This window comes from Pseudomonas azerbaijanoccidentalis, assembly GCF_019145495.1.
GTDB lineage: Bacteria > Pseudomonadota > Gammaproteobacteria > Pseudomonadales > Pseudomonadaceae > Aquipseudomonas > Aquipseudomonas azerbaijanoccidentalis.
In genome coordinates, this window is record NZ_JAHSTU010000006.1 from 122,278 (window position 1) to 138,037 (window position 15,760).

At 59.6% G+C, this 15,760-nt stretch carries 16 protein-coding genes; 7 read left to right on the forward strand and 9 right to left on the reverse strand.

Annotated elements, in window-relative coordinates:
• The first annotated feature begins 92 nt into the window (after positions 1–92).
• Both KVG88_RS20115 and KVG88_RS20120 read left to right on the forward strand, forming a co-directional pair.
• The gene (locus KVG88_RS20115; protein WP_150704141.1) at positions 93–1,220 is read left to right on the forward strand and encodes a sensor histidine kinase; all 1,128 of its coding nucleotides are present in this window, start codon (positions 93–95) and stop codon (positions 1,218–1,220) included.
• Positions 1,221–1,420: 200 nt separating this feature from the next.
• Positions 1,421–2,290: an RHS repeat-associated core domain-containing protein gene (locus KVG88_RS20120; RefSeq protein WP_217872561.1), complete on the forward strand. Its 870-nt coding sequence runs from the start codon at positions 1,421–1,423 to the stop codon at positions 2,288–2,290.
• Between the two features lie 45 nt (positions 2,291–2,335).
• Here the strand turns inward: KVG88_RS20120 and KVG88_RS20125 are convergent, their stop codons facing one another.
• Complete coding sequence (locus KVG88_RS20125; RefSeq protein WP_150704142.1) at positions 2,336–2,641, reverse strand: chaperone modulator CbpM; 306 nt, start codon at positions 2,639–2,641, stop codon at positions 2,336–2,338.
• A gap of 23 nt (positions 2,642–2,664) precedes the next feature.
• Entirely contained in the window at positions 2,665–3,609 is a 945-nt protein-coding gene (locus KVG88_RS20130; RefSeq protein WP_150704143.1) for a DnaJ C-terminal domain-containing protein, read from the reverse strand.
• A gap of 295 nt (positions 3,610–3,904) precedes the next feature.
• On the opposite strand from KVG88_RS20130, the gene KVG88_RS20135 reads away from it, so the two are divergent.
• Positions 3,905–5,179 (forward strand): Hsp70 family protein, encoded by a 1,275-nt coding sequence (locus KVG88_RS20135; RefSeq protein WP_150704144.1) that lies wholly within the window; start codon positions 3,905–3,907, stop codon positions 5,177–5,179.
• 125 nt (positions 5,180–5,304) lie between these two features.
• Here the strand turns inward: KVG88_RS20135 and KVG88_RS20140 are convergent, their stop codons facing one another.
• The 3 genes from KVG88_RS20140 to KVG88_RS20150 form a co-directional block, all read right to left on the reverse strand.
• A complete protein-coding gene (locus KVG88_RS20140; RefSeq protein WP_150704145.1) occupies positions 5,305–6,318 on the reverse strand; it encodes an AI-2E family transporter in 1,014 nt (337 codons plus the stop codon).
• A gap of 234 nt (positions 6,319–6,552) precedes the next feature.
• Complete coding sequence (locus KVG88_RS20145) at positions 6,553–6,861, reverse strand: PsiF family protein (RefSeq protein ID WP_150704146.1); 309 nt, start codon at positions 6,859–6,861, stop codon at positions 6,553–6,555.
• 64 nt (positions 6,862–6,925) lie between these two features.
• On the reverse strand, positions 6,926–7,720 hold the full coding sequence (locus tag KVG88_RS20150; protein WP_150704147.1) for an AraC family transcriptional regulator: 795 nt from the start codon (positions 7,718–7,720) through the stop codon (positions 6,926–6,928).
• 96 nt (positions 7,721–7,816) lie between these two features.
• Here KVG88_RS20150 and KVG88_RS20155 point away from each other — a divergent pair, with 96 nt between their 5' ends.
• Positions 7,817–8,704 carry a DMT family transporter gene (locus tag KVG88_RS20155; RefSeq protein ID WP_217872562.1) on the forward strand — a complete coding sequence of 296 codons (888 nt, stop codon included), beginning with the start codon at positions 7,817–7,819 and terminating at the stop codon, positions 8,702–8,704.
• Positions 8,705–8,794: 90 nt separating this feature from the next.
• Here the strand turns inward: KVG88_RS20155 and KVG88_RS20160 are convergent, their stop codons facing one another.
• The 3 genes from KVG88_RS20160 to KVG88_RS20170 form a co-directional block, all read right to left on the reverse strand.
• On the reverse strand, positions 8,795–9,685 hold the full coding sequence (locus KVG88_RS20160) for an esterase/lipase family protein (RefSeq protein WP_217872563.1): 891 nt from the start codon (positions 9,683–9,685) through the stop codon (positions 8,795–8,797).
• Positions 9,686–9,792: 107 nt separating this feature from the next.
• A complete protein-coding gene (locus KVG88_RS20165; RefSeq protein WP_217872564.1) occupies positions 9,793–10,098 on the reverse strand; it encodes a DMT family transporter in 306 nt (101 codons plus the stop codon).
• Positions 10,099–10,737 carry an FMN-dependent NADH-azoreductase gene (locus tag KVG88_RS20170; protein WP_150705408.1) on the reverse strand — a complete coding sequence of 213 codons (639 nt, stop codon included), beginning with the start codon at positions 10,735–10,737 and terminating at the stop codon, positions 10,099–10,101.
• Positions 10,738–10,847: 110 nt separating this feature from the next.
• Here KVG88_RS20170 and KVG88_RS20175 point away from each other — a divergent pair, with 110 nt between their 5' ends.
• Positions 10,848–11,804, forward strand: coding sequence for a LysR substrate-binding domain-containing protein (locus KVG88_RS20175; RefSeq protein WP_224792419.1), 957 nt, complete (start codon positions 10,848–10,850; stop codon positions 11,802–11,804).
• Positions 11,805–11,831: 27 nt separating this feature from the next.
• Here the strand turns inward: KVG88_RS20175 and KVG88_RS20180 are convergent, their stop codons facing one another.
• A complete protein-coding gene (locus tag KVG88_RS20180) occupies positions 11,832–13,907 on the reverse strand; it encodes an AsmA family protein (RefSeq protein WP_217872565.1) in 2,076 nt (691 codons plus the stop codon).
• Between the two features lie 387 nt (positions 13,908–14,294).
• On the opposite strand from KVG88_RS20180, the gene KVG88_RS20185 reads away from it, so the two are divergent.
• Positions 14,295–14,750: a hypothetical protein gene (locus KVG88_RS20185; protein WP_150705405.1), complete on the forward strand. Its 456-nt coding sequence runs from the start codon at positions 14,295–14,297 to the stop codon at positions 14,748–14,750.
• A gap of 173 nt (positions 14,751–14,923) precedes the next feature.
• Positions 14,924–15,556, forward strand: a complete 633-nt coding sequence (locus KVG88_RS20190; protein ID WP_150705404.1) for a TetR family transcriptional regulator — start codon at positions 14,924–14,926, stop codon at positions 15,554–15,556.
• The last annotated feature ends 204 nt before the right edge of the window (positions 15,557–15,760 follow it).

Sequence of the window (15,760 nt, forward strand, 5' to 3'; positions counted from 1 at the left end):
TCGTACATCGGTATGAGCGGTCGTGTTTTTTCCGGCAAAGGGGCTACTATTCGATTCGCTGCCCCCCCCTGTTTCATGCTCAGGTAATTGCCATGCGCCTTTCCGAATTCATCGTCAAAAACGTTGGTCGCATCGTTGATGAGTGGGAGCAGTTCGCCAAAACCATTACCCCGGCAGCTGATTCCATGGACAGCCCGGCGTTGCGCGACCATGCGCGGTCGATCCTGTTGGCGGCGGCGCGGGACATGTGCAAGCCCCAGAGCCCCGGAGAACAAGCGGCCAAGGCGCGTGGCGAAGGCCCGGAGAAAACCCCGAGCCTGGACGAAGCCGGCGCCAGCCACGGCGAATTGCGCCACACCGTAGGGTTTGATCTGGTGCAGATGACCAGTGAATTCCGCCATTTGCGCGCATGCGTGATCCGGCTGTGGGTCGACAGCCTCGAATCCCCAGACATGGCTTATTTTCAGGACATGATCCGTTTCAACGAAGCCATCGACGAAGCCCTCGCCGAGTCCACGGCGAGCTATGCCGAACGGGTCAATCACTCGCGCGATATTTTCCTGGCGATCCTCGGCCACGACCTGCGCACACCGCTTCAAGCGGTGGGCATGTCCACGGAAATGCTCTTGCGCAAGGCCACCCTCGACGGTGATGCGTTGAAGTGCGCCATCAACATAAAGCGCGGTACCGGGCATATGGCGATGATGGTCAACGATCTGCTGGAACTGGTGCGCAGTCGCCTGGGAAAGAGCCTGCCGATCGACCCCGTACCCATGGATCTGGCCGAAGCCGCGCAGGAAGCCATTAGCCGGGCCTGTGCCGCCCAACCCGAATGTGATCCAACCCTGGACATTTTGGGCGACACCAAGGGTGAATGGGACCCGCGACGGCTGGATCAGCTGCTGCAAAACCTGATTGGCAACGCGCTGCAACATGGCTCGGACAAGCGTGAAGTCACCTTGACGCTCAGGGGCCAGGCCGACAGCGTTCAACTGACCGTGCACAACGACGGTATCCCGATTCCCGCCGACGCAATTCCAACCATATTCGACCCTTTGGTGCGCAGCGCCAGCGAAGAACTCGGCGAGCCCACCACCAGCCTCGGGTTGGGGTTGTTTATCGTCAAGGAAGTGGTCGATGCGCATCAGGGGACGATTGAGGTCTGCTCGAATGAGACTGACGGCACGGTGTTTACCGTGGTGTTGCCGAGGAAGGTGTGAGGCTGGGACAGCGTTATCGTTCATCGCCAGCAGGGCTGGCTCCCACAAGGGAACACGGTCAACTGCAGGAGTGAGCGTGCTCGCGATAGCGCCAGAACAGGCTGCGTAGATGTCCCTCACTATCAGTTCTGATAGTTCCCAACCCTTGGCCGCCCGAGTAAAACTGGGAGTACGAATTCAGCCATGAAGGCAGGCCTCGCATGACCGACTCCATAAGAAAGGATCGCCCTTTGCGCCAGTCAAAGACTCTACTGCTGGCCACCGACAGCAAGAACTCGGTGCTCGCCGAGGTAACGGACGGCAAGGTCGATTCAATTGCGTATTCAGCCTACGGCGAACAGTCCGGGCGGCAGGCGATTGGCGGGTGTTTGGGGTTTAACGGCCAGCTACGCGAGGCGAGACTCGGTTGGTATCTGTTGGGTAATGGCTACAGGGCTTACAACACTGTGTTGATGCGCTTTCATAGCCCGGACAGTTGGAGCCCGTTTGGGGAGGGTGGGTTGAATGCGTATATGTATTGTGTGGGGGATCCGGTGAATGCTTCGGATCCGACGGGGCATGTGTTCAACCCTGTCGCTGCAACCCTGAGCAGGATCTTTCCATCTTCCTCTGCACGTAACCGGACAATGGCAACACCCGATGCGAATGTCCATCTCTCAGTGCCCCCTGCTGCTCAACAACCATTAAGGCTCCGCACGACGCCCCGCTATGAAGAACCAGCGCCTCGCTATACAAGGTCGTCACTACCTACATATGAGGAAGCAGCTGATCTAAGAGCGCTTGAGCAGCCTGAACCAACTTCGCTGACTCAGCCTGCACAACCCTTGTCGGCGTCTTCGCATGATTCTGGTTCGATCGGAGGAAACAGAATTAGGCCTGCAGAACCAGAAATGCAAAGAATGGAATCATCAAACTCTGACATGCCACCTCTTCCTCCAACGAGAAGGATATCTGACAATGTGGTGCGTCAATACAGCATGAGTCGAAATCCGGATGGCAGTTGGTTCCACAGCAGCGTCGAAATGTTTACTGTAAGAAGCGTTCGCAGAGGGGGGGCTGAGCGCCATTAACTCGTATTGTCATCTGCGTTCACTGGTGGTGAATTGCATTGATAATTATTCCACCACCAACCGCCCCAACCGCTGCTTCAACATCCGGTTCTCCGCCCGCAGTTGTTGCACCTCTTCGAGCAGGTCCAGCGCCAGGGCGACGCCTTCCCATTCCAGCTCCAGGTCGCGCCGCAGCTTGGCGGCGCGTTTGGCCAGGGTCAGTTCGTAATCGGTAAAACGCCAGTCCTTGGGCACGGCGCCCTGAGGTTCGAGGATGCCGTGTTCGACGATTTCTATCACGTAGACGTCCGACAATTCGGTCGCCTCACAGAATTCGGCCAGGTCCAGTTGAACGATCAGGGGGTTGCTCATGACGGGCTACTCCGTGTCTTGGATCAGAAATTTTCTCTCGGGTCGAACGCGGCTTTTTTCGCCAGTTCCTGCCACAAGGCCTTGATGTCATCGTCCGATTTTTTCGGCATGACCGCCTTCAGTTGCACGAACAGGTAACCGCGCTCACCCGCCTTGTTCAGCAAACCGTGGCCCTTGGCGCGCATGCGCTGGCCGTTCTGGCTGCCGGCCGGAACCTTGAGGTTGATCTTGCCGGTCAGGGTCGGTACCGCGACTTCCGTGCCCAGCGCCAGCTCCCACGGTGCCAGTGGCAGCGTGATGATCAGGTTCTCGCCTTCAACATCGAATTTGGGGTGCGGCGCAAAACGGATCGTCAGGTACAGATCACCGTTGGCCCCGCCACCGATACCCGGTGCGCCCTGGCCTTTGAGGCGGATACGCTCGCCATCGGTCACGCCGGCCGGGATTTTCACGTTCAGGCTTTTCGGGGTATTGCTGACATGCTGTCCGGCCGCGTTGTATTGCGGCACCTGAAAGGTGACTTTCTTCGATTCGTTCGAGAGGGTTTCTTCGAGAAAGATCCCAAGTTCCATTTCCACATCTTGCCCTCGACGCCCGGTGCTGCGGCGCGACTCTCCACCCCCAAAACCAGGGCCACGGTTACCGAAGATCGAACTGAAGAAGTCCGAAAAATCGCCGGTGTCCTGACCACTACTGCCGAAACCGCCACGGCTCTGCCAGCCCGGTGGTCCCTGGAACGGTTGTCCATGCTGGCCATAACGGCGCAGGTCGTCGTACTCAGCGCGTTTGTCAGCGCTTTTGAGTGCTTCATAGGCTTCAGAGGCATCCTTGAACTTCGCCTCGGCGTCCTTTTCCTTGCTGACGTCCGGGTGGTATTTGCGCGCCAGCTTGCGATAGGCGGCCTTGATCGCCTTGTCGTCCGCCGTCGGCTCCACACCGAGAATCTTGTAATAGTCTTTGAAGTCCATCGCTCGAATCACCATCCGTTATCGAAATCGCGCCACCTGCCACAGCATGCGCCTGTTTGCAGCGCAGGGCTTGACCGATCTCATGGTTGTGACCGGGCAGCGCATCAGAAGTTTATCGGCAGCAGGCGGGGCGACTTGCGGTCGCGGCGCGGCTGTCCGGTTGATGCAGGGTAGTTTGGGGGTGATGGCACGTCTTTCAAGGCGCAGTGGCAAGATTTAGCGGATAGTCGGCCTTCGATTCTGTGCCGCACTGGCATACACTGCGCGGCCGTTTTTTAACCGGAACTTGAAAGACATGAACAACGCATCTCCAGCCCGTGCCGTTGGTATCGATTTTGGCACGTCCAACTCCACTGTCGGCTGGCTGCGCCCCGGGGTGGAAACGCTGATTGCGCTGGAGGATGACAAGATCACCCTGCCCTCGGTGGTCTTCTTCAACCTCGAAGAACGCCGCCCGGTGTACGGCCGTCTGGCGCTGCACGAGTACCTGGAAGGCTACGAAGGCCGCCTGATGCGCTCGCTCAAAAGCCTGCTGGGTTCCAAGCTGATCAAGCACGACACCAGCGTTCTCGGTACGGCCATGCCGTTCAAGGACCTGCTCGGTTTGTTCATCGGCCAGCTCAAGAGCCGCGCCGAGGCTGCCGCCGGTCGGGAATTCGAGGAAGTGGTGTTGGGCCGTCCAGTGTTTTTTGTCGACGATGATCCGATGGCCGACAAAGAAGCCGAAGACACCCTGGTGGATGTGGCGCGCAAGATCGGCTTCAAGGAAGTCTCGTTCCAGTTCGAACCGATTGCTGCAGCGTTCGACTACGAGTCGACCATCGAGAAAGAAGAGCTGGTGCTGATCGTCGACATCGGCGGCGGTACGTCTGACTTCTCGCTGGTGCGCCTGTCGCCTGAACGGCGCAACCACGACAACCGTCACGAAGACATCCTGGCCACCGGTGGCGTGCACATCGGCGGGACCGACTTCGACAAACAGCTGAGCTTGCAAGGCCTGATGCCGTTGTTCGGCTACGGCAGCCGCATGAAGAGTGGTGCTTACATGCCGACCAGCCACCACATGAACCTGGCGACCTGGCACACCATCAACTCGGTGTACTCGCAAAAGTCGCAACTGGCGCTGGGCAGCATGCGCTACGACATCGAAGACACCGGCGGCATCGATCGCCTGTTCAAGCTGATCGAGCAACGCGCCGGGCACTGGCTGGCCATGGAAGTGGAAGAAACCAAGATCCAGCTGACCCATGCCGACCAGCGCCATGTGCCACTGGACCGCATCGAAGCCGGTTTGAGCGTGGAGCTGAGCCGGGCACTGTTCGAGTCGGCCATCGACAACCTGCTGGAGCGCGTGCGCAACAGCGTCACCCAGTTGCTGGCGGATGCCGATGTGCGGGTTGATCAGGTGGATACGGTGTTCTTCACCGGTGGTTCGAGCGGCATTCCGGCGCTGCGCAACAGCGTCTCGGCGATGTTGCCGAATGCGCGGCATGTGGAAGGGAATATCTTCGGCAGCATCGGTAGCGGTTTGGCGATTGAAGCGGCGAAGCGTTACGGTTCGATGGGCTGATCCGGAACCGAGTCGCCGCCATCGCTAGCAGGCTAGCTCCCACATTGGATCTGTGGTGATCACAAAACCAGTGTGGGAGCTAGACTGCTAGCGATGACGTCAGATCAGGCAACACGTCTGCCTGATCAAACCATCCCCACCTGCTTCAACTCGCTCTTCAGGTACGCGTAGTAAATCGGCCCCGCCACCACCCCTGGCAGGCCGAATGCGGCCTCGAACACCAGCATCGCCAACAGCAACTCCCAAGACTTGGCACTGATCTGCCCGCCGACGATGCGCGCGTTGAGAAAGTATTCGAGCTTGTGGATAACAATCAGGTAACCCAGCGCCGCAATCGCCACCCAGATCGACAACGACAGGCCGACGATGGTGATCAGGGTGTTCGACATCAGGTTGCCGATCACCGGCAACAAGCCGAGCAGGAAGGTCAGCACGATCAGGGTCTTGGTCAGGGGCAGCTTGATGCCGAACATCGGCAACACCACCGCCAGGAAGATCCCGGTAAAGAAGGTGTTGAGCAGGGAAATCTTGATCTGCGCGAACACAATGTTGCGAAACGCCTGGACCAGCAGGTGCAACCGATCGAACAGCGCGGCGGCCAGAGGCTTGCGCTTGGTCAGGTCCGGAATGCGCTGCAAGGCGATGATCGCCCCCAGCACCATGCCGATCAGCAACGTCACGAACATGTGCGCCGCGTCCTTGCCTACCAGTTGCAAGTCGCTGAGGTGTTTGCTCACCCACTCGCCAATCGCCACGCGGAATTCGGCGGCGCTGGCCGGCAAGTAGACGTCGATGAACGGGGGCAACTGCCCGCGCGCACGGTCAACCACGCCCATGAACTTATCGAGGGAAGCGCCAGGGTTCTCGGCTTCGTGCAGCAGGAAGCTGATGGCGCCGGCGAAGATCAGCGTCAGCACACTGACAATCAACGTCCCCAGCAAGGCCACCGCCAGCCAACGCGCACGCCGGCCTTCGATCAGCCGCTGCAATTGCGGGGTGAGCATGTTGACCAGTTCGAACACCAGCAACCCGGCCAGCAGGCTGGGCAGCAAACGTAGCGGAATGACTAGCAGCAGTCCGCCAAAAATAATGACCCAGCTGATGACCAGCAAAACTTGACGCTGAGAAAACGTTGGCATACAGCCTCAAAACGAACGGCGTAAAAGGATTGGCAGTCTGCCAGCGATCCGGTGTCAGCACTAGGGATTGTGTGGGGCGACCTTGGTCGGGGGTTGAGGCTTTTTTGCAGTGCCTCAACCGGCCCCATCGCTAGCAGGCTAGCTCCCACAGTGGATCAGCGTACACCGGACAAATGTGGGAGCTAGCCTGCTAGCGATGAGGCCCTCACAGCCCCCACAATTTCGGCTGAATATTTATTTCTTCTTCAGGCAATCACTCATGAACGCCTTGCGCTCGTCGCCCTTCAGGGCTTTGGTCGCCGCATCGGCGTTGCAGGTTTTCATTTTCTGCTGCTGCGGGGTCAAGGCAGTGCCGGCATCGTTGGCTGCCGGAGTGGCCTTGAGGCAATTGCTCATGAAGGCTTTGCGCTCGTCACCCTTGAGGGTTTTTGCCGTCGCCTCGGCGTTGCAGCTGGTCATCTTGTTCTGTTGGTCCGTGGCGGCGAAGCTTTGGGCACACAGCAGCAAACCGATCATCAACAAAGGGGCACGCAACATCTTCATGGAGTTTTCTCCTTGTTGCCGCACCAAGGGGAACGGCCTTGCTCTGGAGTGTAGACAACACCTGTTACACCTTCCTGCTCTCCAAATGGCTGCGTCGGTATTGCTCCGGCGTGCAGCCGGCCTGGCGCTGGAACATCGCGATAAACGCCGAGCCGGTGCTGTAGCCCATGTCGAAGGCGACTTCCTGAACGCTGCGATCGCTGTCCAGCGCTTCGATGGCCGCCAAAAACCGCAGGCGCTGGCGCCACTCGCCGAAGCTCATCCCCAGCTCGCGCACAAATTGCCGTGCCAGGGTGCGTTCGCTGACATGGATCTGCGCGGCCCAATCCGCCAGCGGCCGATTATCCCCAGGCTCGTTCTGCAGGGCTTCGAGAATGCCCAGCAACCCGGTGCTGCTGGCGTAGGGCAAATAGCACTCGTGCACGGGCGCCTGTTGCAGCTGATCGACCAGCACCTGCGCCAGGCGCTGGTCCGCGTCCCGCTCGGGAATCTTCACGTCGCGGGCGGCAAAGTCCTTGAGGATGGCCTTGAGAATGTCGCTAATGGCGAGGGTGCAGGCTTGCGGCGGCAAATCGGCGCACAGTACCGGCGCCAGGCACACTGCGCGGTAATTGATTGGCTGGTTGCTATAGAAGCTGTGCTCGGTCTCGGGCGGCACCCACACCGCGTATTGCGGCGGTGACATGAAGCGGCTGCCGCCAATCTCCATGTGCAATACGCCGTGGGCCGAATATTCCAGCGTGCCCCACGGATGTCGATGGGCCGAAGCAAAGCGGTGTGCATCGAAATCGGCGTAGCGGAAGTACACCGGGGCAGGCAGTTCGCTGAAATCCAGTAGATCAATGTGCTGGCTGGTCATGCTGTCCGGATTCAAGGGTAGGTTGTCTGGTTTGAAGTATAGGCTTGTATCCAGACAGAGGATAATTGGCCCTCATTAACGTTCTGGTTTTTCCCGATGCAATACGCTTATCCCCTGCTGGCCATTTTTATCTGGGCCGGCAACACCGTGATCACCAAAATGTCGGCCGGGGCGATCTTCCCCGCCGAGATCGGTTTTTACCGCTGGCTGCTGGCCGGCTTGTTGTTCACACCTTTCATGCTTAAACCGGTGCTCGTCCACTGGCCGCTGATTCGTCCGAATCTGGGCAAGATTTTCATCCTTGGTGTGCTCGGCATGGCGGTCTATCAGAGCCTGGCGTATTTCGCCGCGGCCCTGACCTCGGCCACCAACATGGGCATCATCCTGTCGTTGATGCCATTGATGTCGCTGGCCATGGCAATCATCAGCCTCGGCCAGCGCCTGACCGCCGGTGCATTGGCCGGTGCGGTGCTGTCGCTGGCCGGGGTGTTGGTGGTCGTGTCCTCCGGCAGCCTTGGCTTGCTAATGGAACACGGGGTAAACCTGGGCGATGCGATGATGCTGATCGCCACACTGGCCTACGCGGTCTACAGCACCCTGCTGAAGAAATGGCAGCTGAAGTTGCCGCCGCTGGTGTTGCTGTATTTGCAGGTGCTGGTGGCCGTGGTGGTGCTGTTTCCGCTGTTCCTCGCTTCGCCGAAAGTTGGCCCGACGTTGCAGAATATTCCGCTGGTGCTGTACGCCTGCCTGTTGGCCTCGATGGTGGCGCCATTGGCGTGGATGCAGGCCGTGGTGCGTCTGGGGCCGAGCCGGACGGTGATGTTTTTCAATTTGCTGCCGGTGATTACTGCGCTGATTGCGGCGGTGGTGCTGCATGAGCAGCTGGCGTTGTATCACTTGGTGGGTGGGGTGTTGACGCTGGGTGGGGTGATTGTGTCGGAGCGTTGGACGACGGTGTTGGGCAAAAAAACCAGCGTTGCTTAAGTAAAAAGATCGCAGCCTTCGGCAGCTCCTACAGGTGAATGCATTCCAAGTGTAGGAGCTGCCGAAGGTTGCGATCTTTTGCTCCGGCTCTTACAAACCGGCCGCATTCAGCCGCGCCGCATGCTCGACAAACAACCTGATCGGCTCGGCGCCCTTGCCTACCAGCCCCAGCGACTGGTTGACGATGTCGAAATGATCCAGCGGATACTCATCGCCAATCACCGTCCCCAGGTGCGAGCTGTAGCGTCCGACCATGCCGTCACAGTGCCCGGCCTCACGGACGAAGGTTTTGGCGAACAGCCGGCAACTGCGATTGGTGCCGTCAAGCAGGTTGCGCCCGCGATCGGTCTTGCCCGGTTGCAGGGTCCCGGACCAGGAGTAGTAACGCACCCCGTTCACTTCTTCCGGCCCATGCCCGCCCCACGTTTCGGGAAGGCCCTGTGGATAACGTTGGTTGAACAGCGCAACGCCTTCAGTGGTCAGGGAATGGTGCGAGCCATGGATATCCACCGGCAGCTTCGGCCCGCGATAACCGGTGTCGAGCAAACACATCAAGGCGTTGACGATGCGCAGCAAAAAGCTCAGCAAACGCCCCTTGGCGCTGTCATGGGGATAATGCCGGTGCAGGTAGTCCGCCAGCTCCGAGCCATGGTTCGGCCCCGCCACGGAAGTGACCGAGGCGACCAGGTCCGGGCGCTTAGCCGCTGCATAACGGGCCGTCAGCGAGCCCTGGCTGTGGCCAATCAAGTTGACCTTCTCTGCCCCGGTCTCGCGCAGGATCTCTTCGATCCGCGTCAGTAACTGCTCACCGCGCACCTCACTGGAGTTGAGCGGCGAGACCTGCACAGCGAACACAATGGCACCGCCACGACGCAACGCCTCGACAATGCCGTACCAGTACGGATAGAGCACCAAACGGATAAACCCGAGCATTCCCGGGACCAGCACCAACGGATAGCGCGGGGCAGAACCTTGCGACATGGGCGGACATCCTTGTGATCGAGAGGTGACGCAAGGCGGGATGCAAGACCTCCGCCAAGCTAAACCTGCGAAGATGACATCTCGACGACCAGTCTATGACAACCGCCTTACTTCAACCCTACCACCCCCGCCACGATCAGCCCCACCGATATCAACTTGACCGCCGTCAGGCTTTCCCCCAGCAGCGCGAACCCCAGGAACACCGTGCCCAGCGAACCGATGGCGGTCCAGATCGGGTAGGCGATACTCACCGGCAGTTCACGCAGGGCCAGGGTCAGAAAGTAAATCCCGCCAACGGCCGCCATCACTGTGATGAGTGATGGCCAGAGCCGGGTGAAGCCTTCGGCGTACTTCATGCCCATGGCGAAGGTGACTTCGAACCCGGCGGCGACCAGCAAAAACAGCCAAGCCATCTAGAACTCCCTGGCCAGCGCGAGCAAGCGCTGTTCGGCCTCGGCGGCGGAGACGGCGAACGTGCGCGCCTCGGACTCCTCGCCCTCGGCCGCGACCACCGTCACGTCGGTGATGCCCATGAAACCCAGCGCGGTACGCAATAATGGATCGGCATGATTCATCGCCTCCAGTTCACCGCCGGGGCCAAAACCGAAGCCGCCGCGACTGGTGACGATCAATGCCTTTTTACCGTGCACCAGCGGTTCGTACTGGGCCACACCGTTGTCCAGTGTGTGATTGAAGGTCAGGCCGAGCCGCACGATCTGATCGATCCAGGCCTTCAAGCCGCTCGGCACGCTGAAGTTGTGCATCGGTGTGGAGATCACCAGCACATCGTGCCCAAGCAATTCGCCCACCAGTTCATCACTGAAGGCCAGATCCGCCTGCATCGACAATGGCCGGGCCTGTGGTTCGGGATAAAAAGCAGCCGCTACAAATGCTTCGTTGACCGGTGGAATCAACGCCCGCCCCACTTCGCGACGGGTCAACTGCGCGTGCGGATTGCCCGCCTGCAACGCCGAAAGAAATACTTCGGCCAAACGCCGGGAATGGGAACGCTCGCCCCGTGGACTGGCATGAACAGCAAGAATTTTACTCATCTGAATCTCCTCAAGGGCTACACTCAAACTGCTTGTGGCTTGCAGCTTGAAGCTCGTAGCTGCTCCACTTCAAATGAGCAAAAATCAGTCTGGATGAATCTATTTCATCCGTGGAGTTTTCAATGTTTGCCTCGTTGCCGCTAACTGCCTTGCGCGCCTTTGAATCAGCCTCGCGCCTTCTGAGCTTCAAGGCTGCGGCCGAAGAACTGTCGGTGACACCGACTGCGGTGTCTCATCAGATTCGCTCACTGGAAACCTGGCTCGGGGTGCCGCTGTTCGAGCGCTTGCCGCGACGGGTGCGCCTGACGGAATGCGGCGAACGCTTGTTCCACAGCCTGCACGGGGCTTTTCTCGATGTGGCGCAAAGCGTCGACACCCTCAGGCCGCAACGCAGCGGAACCCATCTGACCCTCTCCACCACCGCCGCCTTCGCCGCCCTCTGGCTGGTGCCACGGCTGGGACGCTTCTACGCCCGGCATCCGACCATCAATGTTCGCCTGGACACCCACTGCGAAGTCATCGACCTGCACCAGGACGCCAGCGTCGACCTGGTGGTGCGCTACAGCCTGGATGACTATCCGAACCTATACGGGTTGTGCCTGTTCGATGAGTCCTTTGGCGTCTACGGCTCGCCGGAACAAGTGGCGCAGGCGACCCGGCGCACGCCAACATTGATCAGCGTGCACTGGCACAACTCCAAGCTCTATGCCCACGGCTGGGAAACCTGGTGTGCGCAGTCCGGCGAGACCTGGCTGAGCGGCCAACCCGCCGTGCGCGAATACGACGAAGAGCATTACGCCCTGCAAGCGGCGATTGCCGGGCAAGGCCTGGTGTTGGCGAGCAACATTCTGGTATCGGAAAGTGTGGCCAGCGGGTTGTTGGTGCCCTATCGGGGCGACGTGCAGGTGGATGGCGCCGGTTACAGCGCGCTGTGTGTGCCGGGACGTGAGCGGCATCCGCCGGTGCGGGCGTTTTTTGCATGGCTCAGAGAGGAGGCGTTGGGGTCCGGACTGACGCCAAGATCGCAGCCTGCGGCAGTTCCTACAGAAAACCCCCTTCCCCTGTAGGAACTGCGAAGGCTGCGATCTTTTGATCTACCGGGTTGGCTTGACGGTCACCGGCGCCTTGCCCGACTTCATCTGCTCCAGCAACGGCGCACACTGGTTCGGCTCGCCACCGCTCGGCGCTACCAGCGCCAGCAAACCCGCCGCCGGTGCAGCAATCACGCCCAGCGCAACCATCCCGGCGCCGCGCAACATCAATGGCACTGCCTTCACGCCTGCATCGGGCTTGATGAATTTGCCCCGCACGTACAGTGGCGAACGCAGCGAAATCAAGCGCCAGCCCTTGGATTCCGGGGTGATGGTCAGGTCAAGCTGCTCGGTGGCCATGTTCGCCGTGCCGTCGATATAGATGATCGCGTTCTCGGTATCGAAAACGAACAACCGCGTGGTTGCCAGACCGCTCTTGATGTCGAAGTCGGACGCCGCGCAATTGATCTTCACTTCCTTGTCGCCAAAGATTTTGCCAACCACATAGTTGCCCACGTTCAATCCGGCCAACTCCATCAGCTCTCGACTGATGGCACCGTCGTTGATCAGCATTTTCAGATTGCCGTTGGCGCTGCCCAGCAGTTTGGCCACGGAATTGCCGCGCCCACTAATGTCGGCATCGCCATTGAGCTCACCGAAACTGGTTTTCATCGGTTCGAAGGTCGGGAACAACTGCTTGAGCTTGAAGCCGCGAGCGGTCAGTTTCGCCCGCCCTTCCAGAGGTTCGGTGCGACCGTTGAGGCGAATCTGCGCATCCAGCTTGCCGCCCGCCACGCCGAAGCGCAGAGGCTCGAGACTGAGCACGCCATCGGTCAGCACCAGGTGCGTATAGAGATCGTTGAACGGCAATTTCTCGCTGTGGACGATGCGTTTGCCGGTGAACTCGACGTCAGCGTCCATATCGCGCCAGCGTTCGGTCTTGAATTCTTCGACCGGCAGCACTTTGTCCGGCGGTTGCTTGCTTTCGCCGCCCCGGGCTTTTTGCTTGGCATTGGAGTCGGCGCCGATCAACGGCGCCAGGTCGGCAAACAGCAGTTGATTGGACAGCAGTGAACCGCTGAGTTTGGGGCGTGGCTGACCCGCGACGTAGGTCAAGTTGCCATGGATGTCACTTTCGCCAATCTTGCCGTTGAATTCTTCATAGCGGAACACCGCGCCCCCTGGCTCATGCAGCTTGGCGATCAGGTGCCCGTCGGTGGCATACGGTGGCGTGTCCGGCAGGGTTACGCCGGTCAACGGGTAGAGATTACCCAGGCTGGTGCCGGCCAGTTTAAGCCGCAGGTCCAGCGCACCGAGGTTCATCGGGTCGGTCAGGGTGCCCGCCAGCTCGACACGGGTGTCGCCGATCTTCGCCTGCGCCTGCAGCGGGAAGGGCCGAGTCGCGTCCTGCAACGCCAGCAAGCCGCCGATTTTGCCGTCGCCCGCCAGTTTCTCGCCGTGGTATTGGCCTTTGACCTTCAGGCCAAACGCATAGTCCATGGGGGCGGCGCCTTTCTCAGAGGCGTTTTTCGCAGCTTTGTCACCGACGATGTCACTGAAGGGAATCGGTTTGCCCAGCGGGTCGATCAGCAGGTCGAGTTGTGTCTTCAGGTTTTGATCGTCGAGGGTGACATGGCCCTTGTCGAAGCCGATTGCACCAATGTCCACGACCCATGGCGAAGGCTCGGCGTCGGGGTCTTTGGGGTCGAACTTGAACACCCAGTTGGCACGGCCGTCAGCCAGACGCTGCAGTTGCGCATTGGGTTCCGTGAGGTCAATGCGCGGGATGACGACCCGCTGCGTCAGCAAGGCCAACGGCGAAATGCGCAGTTCAACCCGCTTGAGGCTGGCCATCTGCGGCGTCTTCGACCAGTCGGGGTTGCCGAGGGTCAGGTCTTCGGCCACGACATGCGGCCACGGCACCCAGGCACGCCAGCCGCCCTCGTCGAGCTCGCGCCGCCAGATCACCGCCAGGTTGCCGTTGATGGAGAACGGCCGATGCAGTTCTTCGGAGACTTTGGCGTTGAGCGGTGGCTTGATCCGGTTCCAGTCGAAAAACACGATGATCAGCACCAGCACGGCCAGCAATACAACGAGGCTGACCATGGTCCAGGCGAGAATTCTACGGGTGCGCGTCATTGCACAAAGCTCCTGATACGACTGAGCGCCCGGACTGCGACGCACATGAGAAACGCTGAGCCAAAACCGGCCCGCTATGGAATCTACGACTGAAAAACGGCCGGCAGGTTTAATCGAATCACCGATTTTGCCCCATTCGCCCCCTCCCTTGCCGCTCTCTTTCCCTCCATGGCGTTACCGGCCCCGCACTTTTGCGTGGCGCGAGTGAGTCGAAAATACCCACCTCGGTGCAAAAGCAACGGCCGTAAAGGCCCGGTTTACAAGGCCTGCAGAGAACAATCAATTCCGTTGATTATTAACATTGCGTTTATGAACTTTTATATCGACTTATCGAGAGTAGCATTGCCCTCGTACCCAATTTATCGCCCTCCTACGGAGCACCCCATCATGAAACGCCAATTACTGCTTAGCCTTACCCTCTCAATGCTGGCCAGCACGGCTTTTGCCCTGCCAGCCGCCGAACAAGCCACGCCACAAGCTAAAGACCATCACTCGGTGTTCAGCCAAACCGTCGCTGCCGATGGTTCCGATCGCACCCCGGGCCAAACCCTGGCTGAAGGTGGTAACGATCGCCTGAAAGAAAAAGGTCTGCTCACTGAAGACGGCTACGACAAAACCCCACAAGGTCAAGCTGTTGCCGCTGATGGTTCCGACCGTACTCCGGGCCAAACCCTTGCCGCTGACGGTTCCGATCGCACCCCTGGCCAAACCCTCGCCGCTGATGGTTCGGACCGCACTCCAGGCCAAACCCTTGCCGCTGACGGTTCCGATCGCACCCCTGGCCAAACCTTGGCTGAAGGCGGTGGTGACCGTGTCATCGAACGCAACAGTGCTGTGAGCTAAGCCCATGGCGGCCCTGAAAAAAAGCCCAATCACCGGATTGGGCTTTTGACTTTCTGGATGTTCCGTTTGTAGAAGTCGCGTACCTCCCCGCTCGATCTCCCTATCCTCGTTCGACGCCAGCAAAGCCGATTTGCTAGAGTGCGCCGCTGTCCTCCTTTAGAAAACACCCTGCGATGCTGCCCCGCGCCGAACAGAAACAACAAACCCGCAACGCCCTGATGGACGCTGCCCGTCATTTGATGGAAGGCGGCCGAGGATTCGGCAGCCTGAGCCTGCGCGAAGTGGCGAAAACCGCCGGGATCGTGCCCACCGGTTTCTATCGGCATTTCGCCGATATGGATGAACTGGGCCTGGTGCTGGTCAGCGAAGTGGGCCAGACCTTCCGCGAAACGATTCGCCTGGTGCGGCACAACGAGTTCGTCATGGGCGGAATTATTGATGCGTCGGTGCGGATCTTCCTCGATGTGGTCAGCGCCAACCGTTCGCAATTCCTGTTTCTGGCCCGCGAACAGTACGGTGGCTCGCTGCCGGTGCGCCAGGCGATTGGCCGCCTGCGCGAAAACATCAGCTCGGACCTCGCGGCGGACCTGTCGCTGATGCCGAAACTGCAACACCTGGATATTGCCGGCCTGAGCGTGATGGCCGACCTGATCGTCAAAAGCGTGTTCGCCACGCTGCCCGACATCATCGACCCACCGGCCGAGGCATTGCCTGAGCACCTGACGCCACAGGCAAAAATCACCCAGCAGCTGCGCTTTATCTTTATCGGTCTCAAACATTGGCAAGGCCTGGGCAGCACCGAGTAACGCCGTCAGCTCCAACAGAGAAATGCATTCCCTGTAGGAGCTGCCGAAGGCTGCGATCTTTTTGGTGCGCTACAAATTAGTGCATACCAAAACCGAAGCGCACCAACTTCAAACAAAAATCTCAGCGCATAGCAACTCGCCCTACCCCTCCTTCAGGCATTTTCTACGCATCACGCCGATTGGCAAGGCCCTTGCTCTAGCCAC

Bases quoted from the DNA above. Each gene is read 5' to 3' on its own strand.
- KVG88_RS20185 (WP_150705405.1), top strand. From the start codon at position 14,295: ATGAAACGCCAATTACTGCTTAGCCTTACCCTCTCAATGCTGGCCAGC.
- KVG88_RS20165 (WP_217872564.1), bottom strand. From the start codon at position 10,098: ATGGCTTGGCTGTTTTTGCTGGTCGCCGCCGGGTTCGAAGTCACCTTC.
- KVG88_RS20150 (WP_150704147.1), bottom strand. From the start codon at position 7,720: ATGACCAGCCAGCACATTGATCTACTGGATTTCAGCGAACTGCCTGCC.
- KVG88_RS20130 (WP_150704143.1), bottom strand. From the start codon at position 3,609: ATGGACTTCAAAGACTATTACAAGATTCTCGGTGTGGAGCCGACGGCG.
- KVG88_RS20160 (WP_217872563.1), bottom strand. From the start codon at position 9,685: ATGTCGCAAGGTTCTGCCCCGCGCTATCCGTTGGTGCTGGTCCCGGGA.
- KVG88_RS20145 (WP_150704146.1), bottom strand. From the start codon at position 6,861: ATGAAGATGTTGCGTGCCCCTTTGTTGATGATCGGTTTGCTGCTGTGT.
- KVG88_RS20135 (WP_150704144.1), top strand. From the start codon at position 3,905: ATGAACAACGCATCTCCAGCCCGTGCCGTTGGTATCGATTTTGGCACG.
- KVG88_RS20140 (WP_150704145.1), bottom strand. From the start codon at position 6,318: ATGCCAACGTTTTCTCAGCGTCAAGTTTTGCTGGTCATCAGCTGGGTC.
- KVG88_RS20125 (WP_150704142.1), bottom strand. From the start codon at position 2,641: ATGAGCAACCCCCTGATCGTTCAACTGGACCTGGCCGAATTCTGTGAG.
- KVG88_RS20155 (WP_217872562.1), top strand. From the start codon at position 7,817: ATGCAATACGCTTATCCCCTGCTGGCCATTTTTATCTGGGCCGGCAAC.
- KVG88_RS20190 (WP_150705404.1), top strand. From the start codon at position 14,924: ATGCTGCCCCGCGCCGAACAGAAACAACAAACCCGCAACGCCCTGATG.
- KVG88_RS20120 (WP_217872561.1), top strand. From the start codon at position 1,421: ATGACCGACTCCATAAGAAAGGATCGCCCTTTGCGCCAGTCAAAGACT.
- KVG88_RS20180 (WP_217872565.1), bottom strand. From the start codon at position 13,907: ATGACGCGCACCCGTAGAATTCTCGCCTGGACCATGGTCAGCCTCGTT.
- KVG88_RS20115 (WP_150704141.1), top strand. From the start codon at position 93: ATGCGCCTTTCCGAATTCATCGTCAAAAACGTTGGTCGCATCGTTGAT.
- KVG88_RS20170 (WP_150705408.1), bottom strand. From the start codon at position 10,737: ATGAGTAAAATTCTTGCTGTTCATGCCAGTCCACGGGGCGAGCGTTCC.